Raw genomic sequence first — 15402 nt, forward strand, 5'->3', positions numbered from 1 at the left:
ATGACGAGTCACTATTGCGAATTATTCGAGACATTGTGGAGAATGTATGGAGGGGGTGATAAAGTTCAGCAATTTTAACGTTGGGGGCAATCCATGGCTAATCTCAATGCACCCGTAAGTTCTATGACTTCGGCACTGGTATTAATTGCAGAGGATGAAGCAGAGATTGCCGATATCCTTATCGCTTATTTGCAGCGCAGTGGGCTGCGAACTCAACATGCTATCGATGGTATCCAAGCGCTAGCCATGCACCAAACATTTAAGCCAGATCTATTACTGCTCGATGTACAGATGCCGAATCTCGATGGCTGGAATGTACTGAATGAAATTCGCTCCCGTGGTGACACGCCGGTGATCATGCTCACCGCGCTTGATCAGGATATCGATAAATTAATGGGGTTACGCCTCGGTGCTGACGACTACGTGGTTAAACCATTCAATCCCGCCGAGGTGGTGGCTAGGGTGCAGGCGGTACTGCGACGCGCCCGCACTAACACGCCTATAAATACCCAAATGTTGCGCGTCGGCCAGTTCCAAATCGACTTAGATAGCCACGAGGCTAGCGTAATCTGTAACGGTCAGCAGCAGGCACTGGATCTGACCTTGACCGAGTTCAAACTGCTCGCTTGCTTGATGCGTACACCGAAACGTGTTTTCAGCCGTGAGGAGCTGTTAATTAATTGCTTGCCTGAGGGCGATACTCAGGAACGAACGGTAGATAGTCATATCAGTAAGTTACGTAAAAAGCTTGAAGCCCTCGATATTCAAGGAGTGCCGCTCAGTGTCTGGGGGGTTGGCTATCGCTTTGGTGGTGAAGTATGAGGCAAACACCGGGTTTGCGCAGGCAAATTATCCAGTCCCTAGCGGTAATGACGTTAGGCATCATTTTCCTGTCAGTGTTTGGCTCCTATGTATTCTATGCCATTGCAGTGGCCTATCTGCCAGGCAGTATATCTGAAACCTGGATGCCTTCTCAGATGGAAATGCTATGGATAGTTTGCACTATCATAGCCGCATTGGGGATGGCGCTATTTGTTGCTATTCGCCTGTCACGGCGCATTCTTACACCACTGAACTCTGTGGCATATAGCCTACGCGAAGTCGCCCAAGGCAAGCTCAACGCGCGTGCGCGAATGGACCAACATGCGATGGGGGAGACGGCGCAACTGGTGAGTGACTTTAATGCTATGGCCGAGCGCCTAGAGTATATGACTCGCGAGCGGGAGTTTTGGAACGCGGCAATCGCTCACGAACTCCGTACCCCAGTCACCATTCTGCGTGGTCGGTTGCAGGGCTTAGCGGAAGGTGTTTTTAGCCCCAGCAGTGAGCTCTTCGAGGGACTCTTACGGCAGGTAGAAGGCCTTAATCACCTGATCGAAGATTTACGAGTGCTGAGCCTTAATGACAGTGGTCATCTAGAATTACAGCGGGATGAGGTCTGTTTAGCCGAGGAACTTAGTGCGGTGATTGAGACTTTCGCTGCGGTGTTAGACGCTAAGGGACTCATACTGAAGCAGGAACTCGATACAAGACTTAAAGTTTACTGTGATGCTATACGAATACGTCAGGCGCTGATGGCGCTGTTGGAAAATGCACGCCAGCATGCTGATCCTGGCACTTTGACTGTAAGACTCTACAGCGTGGGGGCAAGCTGTTATCTAACCGTAGAAGATGAAGGCCCAGGTATTCCTGATGAAGCAGCAAGCTACATATTCGAGGCATTTCGACGAGTTGATCCGTCTCGCTCTCGAAAAAGTGGTGGCAGTGGGCTCGGCCTCGCAGTGGTTAAAACAATTGCTGAAGCTCACGGCGGCCACGTGGTCTGCCAGCCATCGGGCCATGGAGGAACAATATTCGTTCTGTTTTGGCCTGTTAAAGCTAGTTTAGGCTCCCCTTAACTATGTCCTGATACTGGAATTATCTATATGAAAGGTGACGTGCTTAGTGATTCCTGCACGTATGGCCACCGCGTCAGAGCACATTGCTGAATCGGGAAAATGCAGGGATTGTAGGTATTCCCTAGATCCCATTGGTTGTTATCCGATATTGATTACAACTAATGGGATGTTATTTTGTTTGAATACGCTTAATTTGTTGTACTTGTAGCCTTGATATCGCATTTGCGTGTAACTGTACATAAATTTTTGAGGTAATTAAAACGTGCAAAATTACATGATTTATGTTTAAATTTAGCAGGTTATGATTAAGCTGTTCACTGTTATAGAGTGTCAGGGGTCTGAGGTTTGAATCCTCTCATACCGACCAAATTAGATGCATCCGCCATTTAGCATTAAAGACATTATTGAGTAGGACATTTACCTATGCGCGCTTTTGTTTTACGAGCCAGATCTGCACCTACTGACAGTCAGTTATTATTGGCATCTGTCGGCCAAGAGGCGCACACCGAGATTTTAGCTCATACCCTGATGAACACTATTTTTGTGGCTCAGTCCCATCGAAATGACGTTGTCGTATATCTAGTGTTAGAAAGTACCCCGGATTTTTCCCGCACTATCTGCTTCGATACTCGAAATATTTGCCATATCGGCGGTTTTCACGAGCAAGCTTTGCTGACGAAAATTGCTAAGGCTTTAGATATTTCACGGGGCATGACGAAAGAGCAAACCCGTGTTGTTGACGAAGGCATCAGTGTCAGTACCATCAGTTTTGAAAAGCTGGTGCAGGAACTCGCGGTGGATTATCAATTGTTTATGATGGATAAGAAGGGCACGTCAATCCGTGAGCAAGAATTTGTGGGCAATCCGTGCTTTTTACTGACCGATCATATTCCTATGCCGAAGAAAAGTTTTAATACCTTGAAACGACTCGGCGCGCAAAAGATTAGCCTAGGGCCTAAGATGTTGTTTGCTTCTCAGTGCGTGGTATTGATCCATAATGAATTGGATATTAATCAATAGCCTATGAGTCTTATGTATCCGTTGCTAACGCTGACTATTCCTGTGGTAACGTGTGTGTCGAACCCCATTTTTTAATGGGGTTTTATATTTTCCCCTTTAAAAATGTAATCGCTTTTTGGGCTCTGCGTGACAAGGGCCATTCCGCGCGGTGGATAAGCCAAATGGTGTCTACAACTTGGCTGCCACATTCCACAACATAGATATCTTCTTGTCGTTCAAAGGCTTTGCGGGCGTATTGCGGTATAACCGTAAATCCTAGCCCTTTTGCGACAGGTTCGAGAATGAGGCTGATTTGGTTGGTAAATCCCTTGCAAGGGATCTCTTGAATGCCGGGGTGAGCTGGATATTTACGGCTAAGCAGCCGAGTCGCCATGGCCTCACCATCGGGATGGGAGATAAATCCTAGTCGTTGTAAATCAGCCCATTCATTTTGTTTATGGCTCGCAGGTACCACAAGTTCAAGCGGCTCTTCGGTAAAATGTGTGCTGTGAATACGAGGATCGGAAGGTTTTAAGGTTACCATGCCGATTTCATGTTCATTGGCCAACACTGAGGCCACTATCTCACTGTCAGGTGCAAAACGGTGGCGAATGCTTAACGCCGGAAAGGCTTGTTGTAATTCGATTAATAGCGGAAAAAGCGTTAAACCAATGCTACCTGGAGTGATAAGGCTAATATCACCGACATTGGCATCATCATGGATCAGTTTCTGCTGTAAGCGTTTCTGCGCGCATTCAACTTCTTTGACGTAGGTCAGCAGGTTTTCGCCAATGGGAGTGATTTCAAGCTGGCGGGTGCGGCGTAAAAACAGTGTGCCGTAGGTTTCTTCTAAGCGACTGATATGCTGACTCACGGCCGCTTGGGTGATACCTATGGCTTCGGCGGTGCGGGTGAAATTGCCTTTCTCGACCAGAACGCTAAAGGTGTGTAACCATTGTGGATTTATCATAAGTAAAATTTATCAAATCTATAATCTGTACGTGCTTTTAATTATGGCACGATAAGACTAGTCTGTCGTCATTCAGTATTAAAATACCTTTTGATCTTAATAGACACAGGAAACACCATGGCCGATCTATTTTCATCCTTCAAACTTAAAGACATCACCCTCAAAAACCGTATTGCCGTTGCGCCCATGTGCCAATATCAAGCCACGGACGGACTCATCAACGACTGGCATCAGGTGCATTACACTAGCCTTGCCCGTGGCGGTGCCGGTCTTGTTGTGGTTGAAGCCACTGCGGTTTCTCCCGAAGGACGTATTACCCCCAAATGCCTTGGGTTATGGAATGACGAACAAGCCCAAGGCCTAGCTAAGGTCGCCAGCGCGATTAAAAATGCGGGTGCTGTTGCAGGCATTCAGATTGGTCATGCAGGCCGTAAAGCGAGTGCGAATATCCCGTGGGAAGGGGATGACCATATTGCCGATGATGACGCGCGAGGTTGGCAACCGATTGCACCATCAGCTGTCGCATTTGGCGCAAACTTACCTAAAGTGCCTACCGCTATGACGATTGAGGACATTGAGCGGGTTAAAGCCGACTTTGTGGCGGCAGCAAAGCGTGCTTTAGCGGCAGGATTTGAATGGTTAGAACTGCATTTCGCCCACGGTTATTTAGCCCAAAGTTTCTTTTCAACCTATGCCAATCAACGCACCGACCAATACGGTGGCAGTGCCGAAGGGCGGGGGCGCTTTTTGTTAGAAACCATTGCCGCGGTAAGAGACGTTTGGCCATCGCATTTACCCTTAACGGCGCGATTTGGTGTGATTGAATTCGACCATAAAGATGAAGAAACACTGACGGAATCGATAGCCTTGGTGAAGCAATTTAAGCAAGCGGGGCTCGATATGCTGAACGTCAGCATTTGCTTCTCGACCCCAACGGCAAATATTCCATGGAGTCCGGCATTTTTGGCGCCTATTGCAGCGCGGGTTCGTCAAGAAGTGGGGTTCCCTGTTGCGACGTCTTGGGGTATGGATGATCCACATCAAGCTAATGCGGCCATTGAAGATGAACAAATGGATTTAGTGATGATAGGTAAAGCGTTTTTAGCGAATCCACATTGGCCGTATCAAGCGGCGCAAACCTTGAAAATTGCGCGCCCATCTTGGGTATTACCCGCTTCCTACGCCCATTGGTTAGCACGCTACTCTACGGTTAAAGCCGATTGATTGTAGAGTGACTTGAGTTGATTTAAACCTAAGCCTTAAAAAGCCGTTATCTAAAGATAGCGGCTTTTGGCTTTAGTGGCAGGTAAGGTCCATCATAAGAGACTAGCTACAAGAGACTAGCTTCAAGATAATGGCCACGCAGCTCTTCAACCCACACAGTTAAATCCAAGCTTCGTGCATTTCGTATTCATCCAGTCGCGAGGGAATAAAAAAGCCCCAATCCTGCGGGAATGGGGCTTTTTTAACTAAGATGATGAAGCTCAGTGGTTATAGAAACGTCGACCTTCACGCATCACTTCAATCAATTCAGGCGCGCTCATTTTTTTATTGAGCCTATGTTCATAGTTTTCATCGTAAATACGATATTTACCGTGGCGGTCAATCACTGTCACTTCTGCTTCTTGATAGATAGCAAAAATACGGCTATCACCTATATAGATCCACGTTTCTTTGTCAGGTTGTAATAGGCTGCGGCCAGCGCTGTAATCTGTCGTGTTATTGGTGCAACCTAGCACGTGGGTCATTAAAGTCGGCGCAATGCCGTAATGGCTGGTGCGGTATTTGACCTTAGAAGCACCCGTATTCGGCCAGTGGATCACTAATGGCACTTTGACACTCTGTGGTGACAGGTTGCGATTCGCTTCATCACTATTGCTGGTGAACATTTTGCCATTGACCCCAGTGATAATCACTAAGGTGTCGTTGGACACATTGGCCAGCATCGCCTTGAGTTGTTGATCGACAAAATACAGAGATTGGCGATATTGATTAAACAGTACTTTTTGCGCTGGCATCAGGTCGGTATTGGCTTTCACTGTTTCGATACCCAGAAAACCCACGGGAGTATCAAAATTTTCTGGCGCTTTTAAGTTAACGAGCGCCAACCAAGGTTTATGTTGGATGCTGTGCCACTCGTTAAAACTGGCCACTGTGTGCAAATCGGCATCGGCACTGCCATTGGTTTCTTTGGCTATGACAGGATTAAAGTCATTAAACATCGCCTGTGATGAACGCAAATTGAGATTGGTTTCTGGGAGGAAAAGCCCCAATTCATAGCCTGCTTGTTGAAAGCTTCTGGTCAGTAAAGGACTGGTGCTATTAAAAATTCGCGCATCGCCATAACTGCCTTGCAGGCCATAGAGTAGCGAAAACATGCCCGTTCTAAATTGGTTGCCGCCGCTGAAATGCTGGGTAAAAGATTGATTATTTTCAGTGTATTGGTGTAGGAATGGCATGCTTTTGCCATCGACCATATCCGCCCGTAAACTGTCGATGGTAATCATCAACACGTTGATTTTCGTATCGGCCTGGCAGGTGAGTGGCTGCTCTGGATAACTGAGTACACTGGTGTTGTGATTGACGTCATCGCCTTGGTATGAACCATCGATACCGTGACTTTCCATAAAGGAGCGAGCAGTCGCGGGATAAGATAAAGGATAAGTATCGTCGAAACGGGTAATTTCTGTGATATCGGCGGCATCGGCCCAAATGTGGATCAAGTGGCTGCTGATAAAACAGATACACACTAAGGTGATAACTTTATTGCCTAAATTGAGTTTTTGGATTTTCTCTATGCGTTTCCACAAAAAGTTCGCCATGGTCAGTTCAATGGCGATGATGGCCAGCGGTGTGACGATATAAGAAGTACCACGGAGCAGGGCATTGAGATCCGCCCAAGCTAAATCGAAGGCGAAGGGGCTCAAGTGCATGCCGTAATCGGCGTAAACAATGGTATCGTACAATAAGATACAAAGACTTAGGGTCGCGATCACCGCCGCGACACCTCTTAATATCTTTGAATAGGGCAATATCAAGGTTAGTGGAAATAGGCAGATCAAATAGGCGATAAAGGCGAGAAAGCTAAACTGACCAATAGTGCTGACGCTCAGATAAAACCAGCCATACCAAGTTTCTGGATAACCTACGCTGCCAAGGTATCGGCTTCCGACTATCATGGCTAATAAGCCATTGAAGAAGGCGAACCAATGCCCCCAGTTGATGAGCCGGGAAACCCGATCGCGGCTCATTTGCTTTTTTCGCTCGACCATAGTGATCCGCTTATTCCTAAAAGGCCTTGTATCTTATATTCTTTTGATGATTATTACCCAGTTAACTTACTGGGATTTAACCGATTGTGCGAGTGCTTTTGCAAATTGTTCGGCCACGGCTTGGCGCGATTCGCTGGGCACTTTACGTTCTAGCAGGTTAGTCACGCAGTTACCCAATGCCATCAGGCTCAGGTCAGTCGGTGCTTTATGCTTTTCTAACACAGCCAATATTTCGGCGATTAATGATTCAACTTGGGTGTTTGAGTATTTCGATTGGATTGCCATAATCAAAAAATGTTTCACTTTGGAATGGATTAGCGGCATATAATAGCGGATTTATCCCAGTATCACTATCAGGGCTTATGAGTATTAACATCGAACACGCAATTATTCACGAGATTTCTCAGGACAGTCAGGGGCAATTACGCTGCCGTTTACGTCCTCAACCTCTGCTGAACGGTCAGGCGGTCGAGGTGATGCTCGACGAGTTGCATCAGACATATACGGGAAAGGCCGGTAAAGGTTTTGGCTATTTTGGTATCCATGGTGACGACGGTGAGGCGAACCCCGCCTTTGCCAATGCGCTAACTCAATACCGTGGCGGTGATTTAGGGTTTGTGGAGTTTTCCGGTCAAGCCAGTAAATTACTGCAAGAAGAATTGTCAAAGTACGACTTCAGTCAAGGCGGTTTCCTGTTGATGTCTTGCTATACCAGCATCACCAGCGATTATTTGTTTGTGGCTTTATTAAGTGCGAAGTCGTCAATGACAGTATTAGACGATATGGAACTGTCGCAAAATAACCATTTGGATTTAAATAACATCCAACTCGCGGCGCGTATCGATTTAACTGAGTGGCAAGCCGATAAGGATTCTCGCAAGTACATCTCCTTTATCCGTGGCCGTGCGGGACGCAAAGTCGCCGACTTTTTCCTCGACTTTATGGGCTGCGTAGAAGGCGTCAACACTAAGGCGCAAAACAAAACCTTAATGAATGCGGTTGAAGATTTTGTTGCCAGCAGTGAGTTGACGAAAGACGAGCGTCAGCAGTGCCGCAATAAAGTGTTTGAATACTGTAGTGAGCGTTTCGATGAAGGCGCTGACATTGAGATCAAAGACTTGGCCGATGAGTTAGCCGATCAAGGCATGGACTCCTTCTATGATTTTGCTCGTGGCGGCAGTTATGATCTTGATGAAGAGTTTCCGGCCGACAAATCAACCCTGCGCCAATTGAAGAAGTTTTCTGGTACGGGTGGCGGCGTAACGTTAAGTTTTGATGGCGGCCACTTAGGTCAACGGGTGATTTACGATCCCATCTCGGACACGATTTTAATCAAAGGTGTGCCAGCAAACTTAAAAGATCAGCTTGATCGTCGTCTTAAAGGCGAATAGCACTTAATTCATCCATCGTTTTTTAAGCGAACGAATAACCAAAGGCCGAGAGTTTTACTCTCGGCCTTTTTGCTGTGCTAAGTCGCGCTGACTTAGTGTCTATGCTAAGTGAGTACAGCTAAGTGAGTACTTCTTAGTCAGTGACTCGTTGCCTATGTTAGTTATTGGAACTAAATGGCACAGGACGTGGCGTATCTTTATTCGATGGTGGCAAAATAGGTAGCGTGATTTGCGGCTGTTCGCCCGTTAAGGACTCAAGGAAGGCGACCATTTCTTTCACTTCTTGGTCAGAGAGTTTTTGCCCTAATTGAATGTCTGCCATGGTATTCACCGCTTCTTCCAAGGTCCAGACGCTGCCATCATGGAAGTAGGGGTAGGTGAGTTCAATATTGCGTAGTGTCGGCACTTTAAACACATATTTATCAGCTTCTTTACCAGTGACGCCCTTACGACCTTCTGCTGGGTTATTGGTGTGGAACGGTTTGATGAGTCCCATTTTCATATACATGGTTCCACCAACTGCGGGGCCGTTATGGCAACTCACGCAACCTTTATCCTTGAAGAGTTGGTAACCCGCTTTGGCATTCGCGCTGATGGCATCTTGCTTGCCCAGAAGAAATTGATCGAAGGGGCTATTAGGGGTAACTAAGGTTTTTTCAAAGGTGGCAATCGCATCGGTTAAACGGTCAATTGTGACTTTTTCATCGCCATAGACCTTGGCGAAGTGCGCTCGGTAGGCGGGCATAGAGGCGATAGTTTCAGTTGCGAGTTCATGGGTAAAGCCCATCTCTTTCGGGTTGGCGATAGGGCCCGCGGCTTGTTCTTTTAAATCACTGGCACGACCATCCCAAAATTGAGCCAGCATAAAGTCGGCATTTAGCACTGTGGGCGAGTTAATTGGGCCTTCCTGCCAATGGTGACCAATGGACGTTGGCAGTGCATCGACACCACCAGTGGATAAATTATGGCAAGAGTTACAAGAGATAAAACCAGATTTAGACAGTCTGGGTTCGAAGAACAGCATTTTACCTAATTCAACTTTTTCATGCTCAGTGATCTTGGCTGCTGTAATGACTTCGATGGGTTCTGCACTGATAGCATGGGTACTGGCTAACATACCTGCGATGAAAATGGCGATAGATGTAAGTTTGGTCATCTTATTTCTCCCTGTATAACCTTGGTTTTTGTATGGTTTAACAGGGATGCTAGCGGTTAATAATGCTGAGTGATAATGCTTTGTTTCGATTGGGTCTATCGCTGTTGCGGATTAAGCTTTTGCGATCTAATTCGCTGTTTTTACGTTGTTATTTTGCTAGGTTGAGTGGTATTTCTGTTAAGGTTTTATCTGTTAATCGACAAGGTCGATGCATTGTTGCTTTCTGCCTATAGGTACCTGATGGTTGCAATGAGTCGAATTGCTGGATTTTAGAAAACCTGATACAAACATGTGATACAAAATATTGGGCCGAGTGGATTCATTTGTCGCGACAATAGACGGAATTGATTAGAATCTCCATTCATGTTGAGTTAACTCGTGTTGAGTGCCTCAAGTTAGCATGCTCGGCCATCGCCAAGCGGTGCTATAAAATTACATAGGCGGACTGTTTTTCTGCCGAGGAGCGTTAATGCAATTGTTTGTCAAAGATTTAACTGTGATCGATTTTTCCTATTTGTGCCCAAAGCGTGGCATGGTGGGGGAGAGTTGGATTGTTGATGTTCTGCTAGAGGGCGGATTAGACGAGCAAAACATGGTACTCGATTTTGCTAAAGTCAAACGTACGATTAAGCAGACCATAGATGCGGTGGCCGATCATCGTTTATTAGTGCCTACGGCCTGCAGCAGTGTGCGATGGCAACAGCAGGGCGATAGAGTATGGATGGATTTTGATAGTCAGTTAGGTGAAATTCATTTGGCCTGTCCTTCACAAGCCTTTGCCCTAGTGCCGACCGAAGAGATTGATATTCCCAGCGTGAATGCCTTTTTACAGAAAGCGTTGCGCGAAGCTTTACCTAAGAATGTCGAAGGGATCACGCTCACCTTGAGGCATGAAATCCTCGATACGCCTTATTACCATTACAGCCATGGTTTACGTAAACATGATGGTAATTGTCAGCGTATCGCCCATGGACATCGTAGTCCTATTCATGTTTATGAAAATGGCAGTCCAGCACCTAAGTGGGATGAGTATTGGGCCAAACGTTGGCATGATATTTATTTAGGCAGTGAAGAGGACTTGGTTTCAGTTAAGACTCTTAATCTTTCGCTGCAAACGCGGATAACCGATGACAGCCACTATGGTTTTCATTACCAAGCCCCCCAAGGGGATTTCCAATTGGCAATGCCAAAGGAATGCTGTGATTTAATTCCCCACGACACGACGGTTGAGTTGTTAGCTGATTATATTGCCACGACATTAGTCGCTAAAGTACCAGGAAGTCAGTTTAAAGTGGTGGCGTTTGAAGGTGTTGGCAAGGGCGCGATCGTCGTGAAGGGATAGGCACTACGAGCTGATATAAGTGAATGGACTTAAACTATTCACCTTTTAATCACGGATTTAATAGGCCTCGGTAGATTATCGGGGCTTTTTTGTTTGTTTTTAGCATAGGCTGAACTGAGATTATGACAGGGATGTGGGTTTGCAGAATCGATTTTTATGGTGCGTTAGGTTAACGTGGCATTGATTGAATTCGGCTGCGTTTTGTGTCGCGATGAATGTATTTAGTGGGTCTTGATCCCTATTGCCCATCGATAAGGATTTTTTGAAGATGTTAGAAACTAGGATATTGGAAACTAAGATGCTGGAAAATAATAAGATGTTGAGAAATAAAGTATCGCAATTTTTATCTCACGATGGAGCCCCCCTAAGTTCAAATCCAATGCGCTGCTTATCGGCATTATTCACTTTGGGCCTAGTGCTCATTGCGCCTCAGGTACAAGCTGAGGTGAGTTTACAGGGTAAGTTAGAGCAAGGCGCATTAATGCGGGGTCAAGCGCCTGCGGGCACTCAGATTAGCTTAAATGGTGAAGCCATCAAGGTCACGCCTGATGGTCATTTTGCCTTTGGTTTTGATCGCGACGGTGAATTGAGCCAGCAGCTAACCTTGGTTTATCCCGATGGCTTGACTGAGGTTAAGCCTTTAACCTTAACCAAGCGAGAGTACGATATTCAAAGTGTAAAGGGCATTAGCTCGAAGATTATGAAGCCCGATCCTGTCGCGCAGGAAAGAGCGGCGAAAGACACGGCGCAGGTAAAAGCGGCGCGGGCAACATTTAGCGAGCAAACTGCATTTTTACAGGCGTTTATTTGGCCGCTGACGGGGCGTATTTCAGGCGTTTACGGTAGCCAGCGTATTTATAACGATGTACCCGGTAATCCACACTTTGGGGTGGATGTGGCGGCGAAAACCGGCACTGTAGTGGTCGCCCCCGCCGATGGTGTTATTAGTCTTTCTGTACCTGACATGTTTTATTCGGGCGGGACTATGGTGATCGACCATGGTTATGGCGTGAGTTCGAGTTTTTTGCACTTGAGTAAGCTGTACGTCAACGCGGGTGAAGCGGTTAAGCAAGGCCAAGCTGTTGCAGAGGTGGGCGCAACAGGCCGTGCAAATGGTCCACACTTAGATTGGCGAGTGAACTGGTATCAAATGCGCCTCGACCCTACGACCATAGTGCCGCAAATGGCAACAGTGCTAGCGAATGAGAAGGCCAATAAAGCGGCCAAAAAGGGCTAGGTTCGATATTCAACTCTGGCTCACTTAAATGGCGCAATGATGCGCCATTTAATGGTGATCCTTATCGTGAACACTTAGCGAGTTGGCTTCTTTCTAGGCTAGCTTCAAATGTCCGCTTGCCAATAATCATTTTTAACCGAGTCGCCTAAAAAGATTACTTCAACAGTGGATGATCAGCAGGCAACTGGCGGGTGATCCATAAAATCAGTTTGTGTTTCATGTTTGGCCCATCTTCTTTATCTTTGGCCAGTGGCTGAATCAAGTTGTCGGTGACCAATAAACGGTAAATACATTCCACTTTGTCTTTGGGTGAGATGCCTTTGTCGAAGTCTGCATATCCGCGTTTTTTGGCATAGCCCACGCCGATTTCCATGGCGAACTTCAATATTTGTGCTTCGTTCTTGTGTGGCTTCATTGGCGATCCTCTGTTTGCACATAGCATCCATCTACTGGACACGATAATTTGTGCCTGATGGCATCTGCGAGTTATATGTCCTAAGTTACGCTAAATATGCTATTTTTTAGATTTAATTTTGGCGATTTTTGACAAAACCACCAAAAAAACTGACCTAAAAATAACGAGAATATTGAATCTGATTAAATTGTCATCAACTCAGATGTTAACTCAGTTACTGTCGTAGGTTTTAGCTAAGGCAAGTGCCGATGAAAATCTAAGCTCAGTTTTATCTGCCTGAGTTTAAGTCTGACTTAACATTCAGATACTTGTTCGCTCGCGATGACCGCTTTTATGCCATGGGGATGCACTTTAATGCACACATTGCCGCGTTTAAAGGCGATAGTTGGATTGGCTAAACGTTCTTTATCGCCTTTGGGCGAGCTCATTTTGACTTTAATCTCAGCAAGGGATGGCAAGTCTGGTAATCTTGACTGCTCTGATTCAGCTGTCTGCTCTGATTCAGCTGTCTGCTCAGATTGCGGCAATGGACTCAGTCCTAGGTTGAGTAAAGGGCGGAGTGTTGGACATAAGACCAGTAAGTCTTGGCTCAAGGTATCGCAATCTTTAGCTTTAGAATCAATAACTAATTCTATGTGCTCCCAGCCTTCCAGTGGATAAACTTTATCACTAGGATAGGGAAGTTCGACGCAGGCAATGCTAAATTGACCGAGTGTGAGTGGCGTGTCTAGCTCGATGATCAGAATCGTACGGCCATTGATAATGTTGTCTGAAATGATTTTTCCTACGCGGCTAAAGGCGTCTTTCAGGGCATTGGCGCTGGCGATGGAATTGACGCGCAGCGCGACATGGTCGCAAACCAGTGCTTTATCTGCTAAGTCTAAGGTTTCAAGCAAGGCTAAAATCTGTGCTTCGAAGGCGGGCCAGCCTTGGATTAATTGCTCATAGCTGAGGTTTGCACTGTGCGGCGCAACAGGCTCGTTGAATTTAGGCATAAATACTCCAAGGCATTTCTATTGGCGTTAGTTTTATCCCTTAAGTAAATGACCGAGACTATTACAACTAACATCATGCTTTAAAAGGTTAAATAAAAACGCCCATTAAGCTGGGCGTGTTTGATATCGTTCAATTATCTATTTGGCATTTTGCCATTAGGAAGCGGGCTAAGATTAAGGCCAAATCTCAATTGGTGTTCCTTCATCGACCACTTTCCACACTTCATCCATTTCGGCGTTGGTAATCGCGATACAGCCGTCAGTCCAGTTGTATTGCTGGGCTTGTTCTGGCGGCAGTGACGACTTAGGGTTTTGGCCGTGGATCATGATCATGCCTCCGGGTCTAATGCCTAAGGCTTTGGCTCTGAGTTTATCCTCTTCATTAGGATAGGAAATATGGATCGATTTATAATAAGCACTATCAGGCTTTTTATAATCTAGGGTATAACGCCCCTGTGGTGTGCGTTGATCGCCTTCCTTTAATTTGTGTCCAGCGGGTAGGTCACCCATGGCGATGCGATATTGTTTGAGCACTTTGCCATCGCGTAATAAAGCCATACTGGATTCGGATTTAGTGATCACCACCAGATCCACTTTACCCATGCCAGAGGCATGTAATTCGGGTGAAACGAGAGCCGCGATAGTCACAGTGAGAGATGTCAATGTGGAAAGTAGGGTGGCGCGCATGAAGTCCTCGAAAATAAACACAGGTTGTTGGCTTTTTTCGGCATCATACCGCAATTTTATCCTACTGTGAGTAGATAATTTTGAGCTAGGTGCAATTGCATGGCAGACTCGTGGCATATTTATACTGTAATCCCTGTGTTAGTCAGTTTGTTGCAAGGAAGTAAAAGCTTTTATGTCTGAGAATATCGAATCCGAAAGTCCGTTAAAACGTCAATTACGTACCATTATTTTTGGCACTGATACTCCCGCTGGCCGCTATTTTGATATCGCCCTCATGGTGTGTATTGTGTTGAGTGTCGGCTTAGTGTTCCTCGACACAGTAGAGATATTCCATCGCGAATACGGCCAGCTTATGTCTGTGTTGGAATGGGTATTTACCATTATTTTTACGATTGAATATGGCCTACGTTTGTACTGCGCGAATCATCCTGTGTTATATGCTCGCAGCTTTTATGGTTTAGTGGATTTGTTATCGGTATTGCCAAGTTATCTGGCGTTGCTGATCCCTGGCGCTAACTTCACCTTAGTCATCCGGATACTTAGGCTGTTTAGGATTTTCCGCGTACTCAAATTACTGCGTTATTTGAGTGAAGGAAATGTTCTACTTAGGGCGATGATGCAGTCGAGTCGTAAGGTTTTTTTGTTTTTCTTCTCGGTCAGTTTGATCGTTATGGTACTGAGTTCAGTAATGTATGTGGTTGAAGGGCCTGATAATGGTTTCAGTTCAATCCCTAAATCTGTGTACTGGACAATTGTGACTATTACTACAGTCGGTTACGGCGACATTACCCCGAAAACCGGATTAGGTCAGGCGATTGCGGCTTTTACTATGCTAATTGGTTACTCGATTATCGCAATCCCAACGGGGATTTTAACCGCCGAGATATCCCAAGAAGTAGGGCGTCATCGAGATTTACGCTCGTGTAATCAATGCCATAAGACAGGTCATGATATTGATGCCATGTATTGTAGTCGTTGTGGATGTGAGCTAGATAGCCTAGATGTGCCCGTTGATAAAGGCGTTTCATGATGACTTCGGC

Annotated in this window: 15 protein-coding genes; 8 read left to right on the forward strand and 7 right to left on the reverse strand. The window is 46.0% G+C overall.

The genetic code is table 11. From position 1 onward, the window contains the following. Nucleotides 1–93 precede the first annotated feature (93 nt). From L5M51_RS05870 to trmY, 3 genes are all read left to right on the forward strand, one after another. Nucleotides 94–822: a response regulator gene (locus tag L5M51_RS05870; RefSeq protein WP_263171961.1), complete on the forward strand. Its 729-nt coding sequence runs from the start codon at nucleotides 94–96 to the stop codon at nucleotides 820–822. Then, on the forward strand, nucleotides 819–1898 hold the full coding sequence (locus L5M51_RS05875; RefSeq protein ID WP_263171962.1) for an ATP-binding protein: 1080 nt from the start codon (nucleotides 819–821) through the stop codon (nucleotides 1896–1898). The genes L5M51_RS05870 and L5M51_RS05875 overlap by 4 nt, the downstream gene beginning before the upstream one ends. Nucleotides 1899–2321: 423 nt before the next feature. Beyond that, complete coding sequence (gene trmY / locus L5M51_RS05880) at nucleotides 2322–2918, forward strand: tRNA (pseudouridine(54)-N(1))-methyltransferase TrmY (protein ID WP_263171963.1); 597 nt, start codon at nucleotides 2322–2324, stop codon at nucleotides 2916–2918. Nucleotides 2919–3000: 82 nt separating this feature from the next. Here the strand turns inward: trmY and L5M51_RS05885 are convergent, their stop codons facing one another. Next, nucleotides 3001–3867 carry a LysR family transcriptional regulator gene (locus tag L5M51_RS05885; RefSeq protein WP_263171964.1) on the reverse strand — a complete coding sequence of 289 codons (867 nt, stop codon included), beginning with the start codon at nucleotides 3865–3867 and terminating at the stop codon, nucleotides 3001–3003. A 117-nt stretch (nucleotides 3868–3984) separates the two neighbouring features. Between L5M51_RS05885 and L5M51_RS05890 the strand changes: the two genes are divergently transcribed. Continuing rightward, a complete protein-coding gene (locus L5M51_RS05890; RefSeq protein ID WP_263148935.1) occupies nucleotides 3985–5091 on the forward strand; it encodes an NADH:flavin oxidoreductase/NADH oxidase in 1107 nt (368 codons plus the stop codon). 260 nt (nucleotides 5092–5351) lie between these two features. Here L5M51_RS05890 and L5M51_RS05895 read toward each other — a convergent pair whose 3' ends face one another. Both L5M51_RS05895 and L5M51_RS05900 read right to left on the reverse strand, forming a co-directional pair. Further along, a complete protein-coding gene (locus L5M51_RS05895; RefSeq protein ID WP_263171965.1) occupies nucleotides 5352–7139 on the reverse strand; it encodes a DUF3413 domain-containing protein in 1788 nt (595 codons plus the stop codon). A gap of 66 nt (nucleotides 7140–7205) precedes the next feature. Next, nucleotides 7206–7424 carry a YejL family protein gene (locus tag L5M51_RS05900; RefSeq protein WP_011847036.1) on the reverse strand — a complete coding sequence of 73 codons (219 nt, stop codon included), beginning with the start codon at nucleotides 7422–7424 and terminating at the stop codon, nucleotides 7206–7208. A gap of 77 nt (nucleotides 7425–7501) precedes the next feature. On the opposite strand from L5M51_RS05900, the gene yejK reads away from it, so the two are divergent. Next, entirely contained in the window at nucleotides 7502–8530 is a 1029-nt protein-coding gene (gene yejK / locus L5M51_RS05905; RefSeq protein WP_006081997.1) for a nucleoid-associated protein YejK, read from the forward strand. A 157-nt stretch (nucleotides 8531–8687) separates the two neighbouring features. On the opposite strand, the gene L5M51_RS05910 is transcribed toward yejK, so the two are convergent. Next, entirely contained in the window at nucleotides 8688–9686 is a 999-nt protein-coding gene (locus tag L5M51_RS05910) for a cytochrome-c peroxidase (protein WP_263171966.1), read from the reverse strand. 469 nt (nucleotides 9687–10155) lie between these two features. On the opposite strand from L5M51_RS05910, the gene L5M51_RS05915 reads away from it, so the two are divergent. Both L5M51_RS05915 and L5M51_RS05920 read left to right on the forward strand, forming a co-directional pair. Further along, nucleotides 10156–11028: a 6-carboxytetrahydropterin synthase gene (locus tag L5M51_RS05915; RefSeq protein ID WP_219252111.1), complete on the forward strand. Its 873-nt coding sequence runs from the start codon at nucleotides 10156–10158 to the stop codon at nucleotides 11026–11028. Between the two features lie 379 nt (nucleotides 11029–11407). Beyond that, nucleotides 11408–12265 carry a M23 family metallopeptidase gene (locus L5M51_RS05920; protein ID WP_263172139.1) on the forward strand — a complete coding sequence of 286 codons (858 nt, stop codon included), beginning with the start codon at nucleotides 11408–11410 and terminating at the stop codon, nucleotides 12263–12265. A 154-nt stretch (nucleotides 12266–12419) separates the two neighbouring features. Here the strand turns inward: L5M51_RS05920 and L5M51_RS05925 are convergent, their stop codons facing one another. The 3 genes from L5M51_RS05925 to L5M51_RS05935 form a co-directional block, all read right to left on the reverse strand. Then, nucleotides 12420–12680, reverse strand: a complete 261-nt coding sequence (locus L5M51_RS05925; protein WP_006081993.1) for a DUF5062 family protein — start codon at nucleotides 12678–12680, stop codon at nucleotides 12420–12422. 293 nt (nucleotides 12681–12973) lie between these two features. Then, complete coding sequence (locus tag L5M51_RS05930) at nucleotides 12974–13675, reverse strand: VOC family protein (RefSeq protein ID WP_263171967.1); 702 nt, start codon at nucleotides 13673–13675, stop codon at nucleotides 12974–12976. Between the two features lie 174 nt (nucleotides 13676–13849). Continuing rightward, the gene (locus L5M51_RS05935; protein ID WP_028759690.1) at nucleotides 13850–14362 is read right to left on the reverse strand and encodes a murein L,D-transpeptidase family protein; all 513 of its coding nucleotides are present in this window, start codon (nucleotides 14360–14362) and stop codon (nucleotides 13850–13852) included. A gap of 172 nt (nucleotides 14363–14534) precedes the next feature. On the opposite strand from L5M51_RS05935, the gene L5M51_RS05940 reads away from it, so the two are divergent. Further along, complete coding sequence (locus L5M51_RS05940; RefSeq protein ID WP_263171968.1) at nucleotides 14535–15392, forward strand: ion transporter; 858 nt, start codon at nucleotides 14535–14537, stop codon at nucleotides 15390–15392. Nucleotides 15393–15402 lie beyond the last annotated feature (10 nt).

Origin of the sequence: Shewanella sp. SM73 (assembly GCF_025653795.1) — a bacterium.
Lineage (GTDB): Bacteria > Pseudomonadota > Gammaproteobacteria > Enterobacterales > Shewanellaceae > Shewanella > Shewanella oncorhynchi.

Coding starts and splice junctions, on each gene's coding strand:
- L5M51_RS05870 (WP_263171961.1), top strand. CDS start 94: ATGGCTAATCTCAATGCACCCGTAAGTTCTATGACTTCGGCACTGGTA.
- L5M51_RS05875 (WP_263171962.1), top strand. CDS start 819: ATGAGGCAAACACCGGGTTTGCGCAGGCAAATTATCCAGTCCCTAGCG.
- trmY (WP_263171963.1), top strand. CDS start 2,322: ATGCGCGCTTTTGTTTTACGAGCCAGATCTGCACCTACTGACAGTCAG.
- L5M51_RS05885 (WP_263171964.1), bottom strand. CDS start 3,867: ATGATAAATCCACAATGGTTACACACCTTTAGCGTTCTGGTCGAGAAA.
- L5M51_RS05890 (WP_263148935.1), top strand. CDS start 3,985: ATGGCCGATCTATTTTCATCCTTCAAACTTAAAGACATCACCCTCAAA.
- L5M51_RS05895 (WP_263171965.1), bottom strand. CDS start 7,139: ATGGTCGAGCGAAAAAAGCAAATGAGCCGCGATCGGGTTTCCCGGCTC.
- L5M51_RS05900 (WP_011847036.1), bottom strand. CDS start 7,424: ATGGCAATCCAATCGAAATACTCAAACACCCAAGTTGAATCATTAATC.
- yejK (WP_006081997.1), top strand. CDS start 7,502: ATGAGTATTAACATCGAACACGCAATTATTCACGAGATTTCTCAGGAC.
- L5M51_RS05910 (WP_263171966.1), bottom strand. CDS start 9,686: ATGACCAAACTTACATCTATCGCCATTTTCATCGCAGGTATGTTAGCC.
- L5M51_RS05915 (WP_219252111.1), top strand. CDS start 10,156: ATGCAATTGTTTGTCAAAGATTTAACTGTGATCGATTTTTCCTATTTG.
- L5M51_RS05920 (WP_263172139.1), top strand. CDS start 11,408: ATGCGCTGCTTATCGGCATTATTCACTTTGGGCCTAGTGCTCATTGCG.
- L5M51_RS05925 (WP_006081993.1), bottom strand. CDS start 12,680: ATGAAGCCACACAAGAACGAAGCACAAATATTGAAGTTCGCCATGGAA.
- L5M51_RS05930 (WP_263171967.1), bottom strand. CDS start 13,675: ATGCCTAAATTCAACGAGCCTGTTGCGCCGCACAGTGCAAACCTCAGC.
- L5M51_RS05935 (WP_028759690.1), bottom strand. CDS start 14,362: ATGCGCGCCACCCTACTTTCCACATTGACATCTCTCACTGTGACTATC.
- L5M51_RS05940 (WP_263171968.1), top strand. CDS start 14,535: ATGTCTGAGAATATCGAATCCGAAAGTCCGTTAAAACGTCAATTACGT.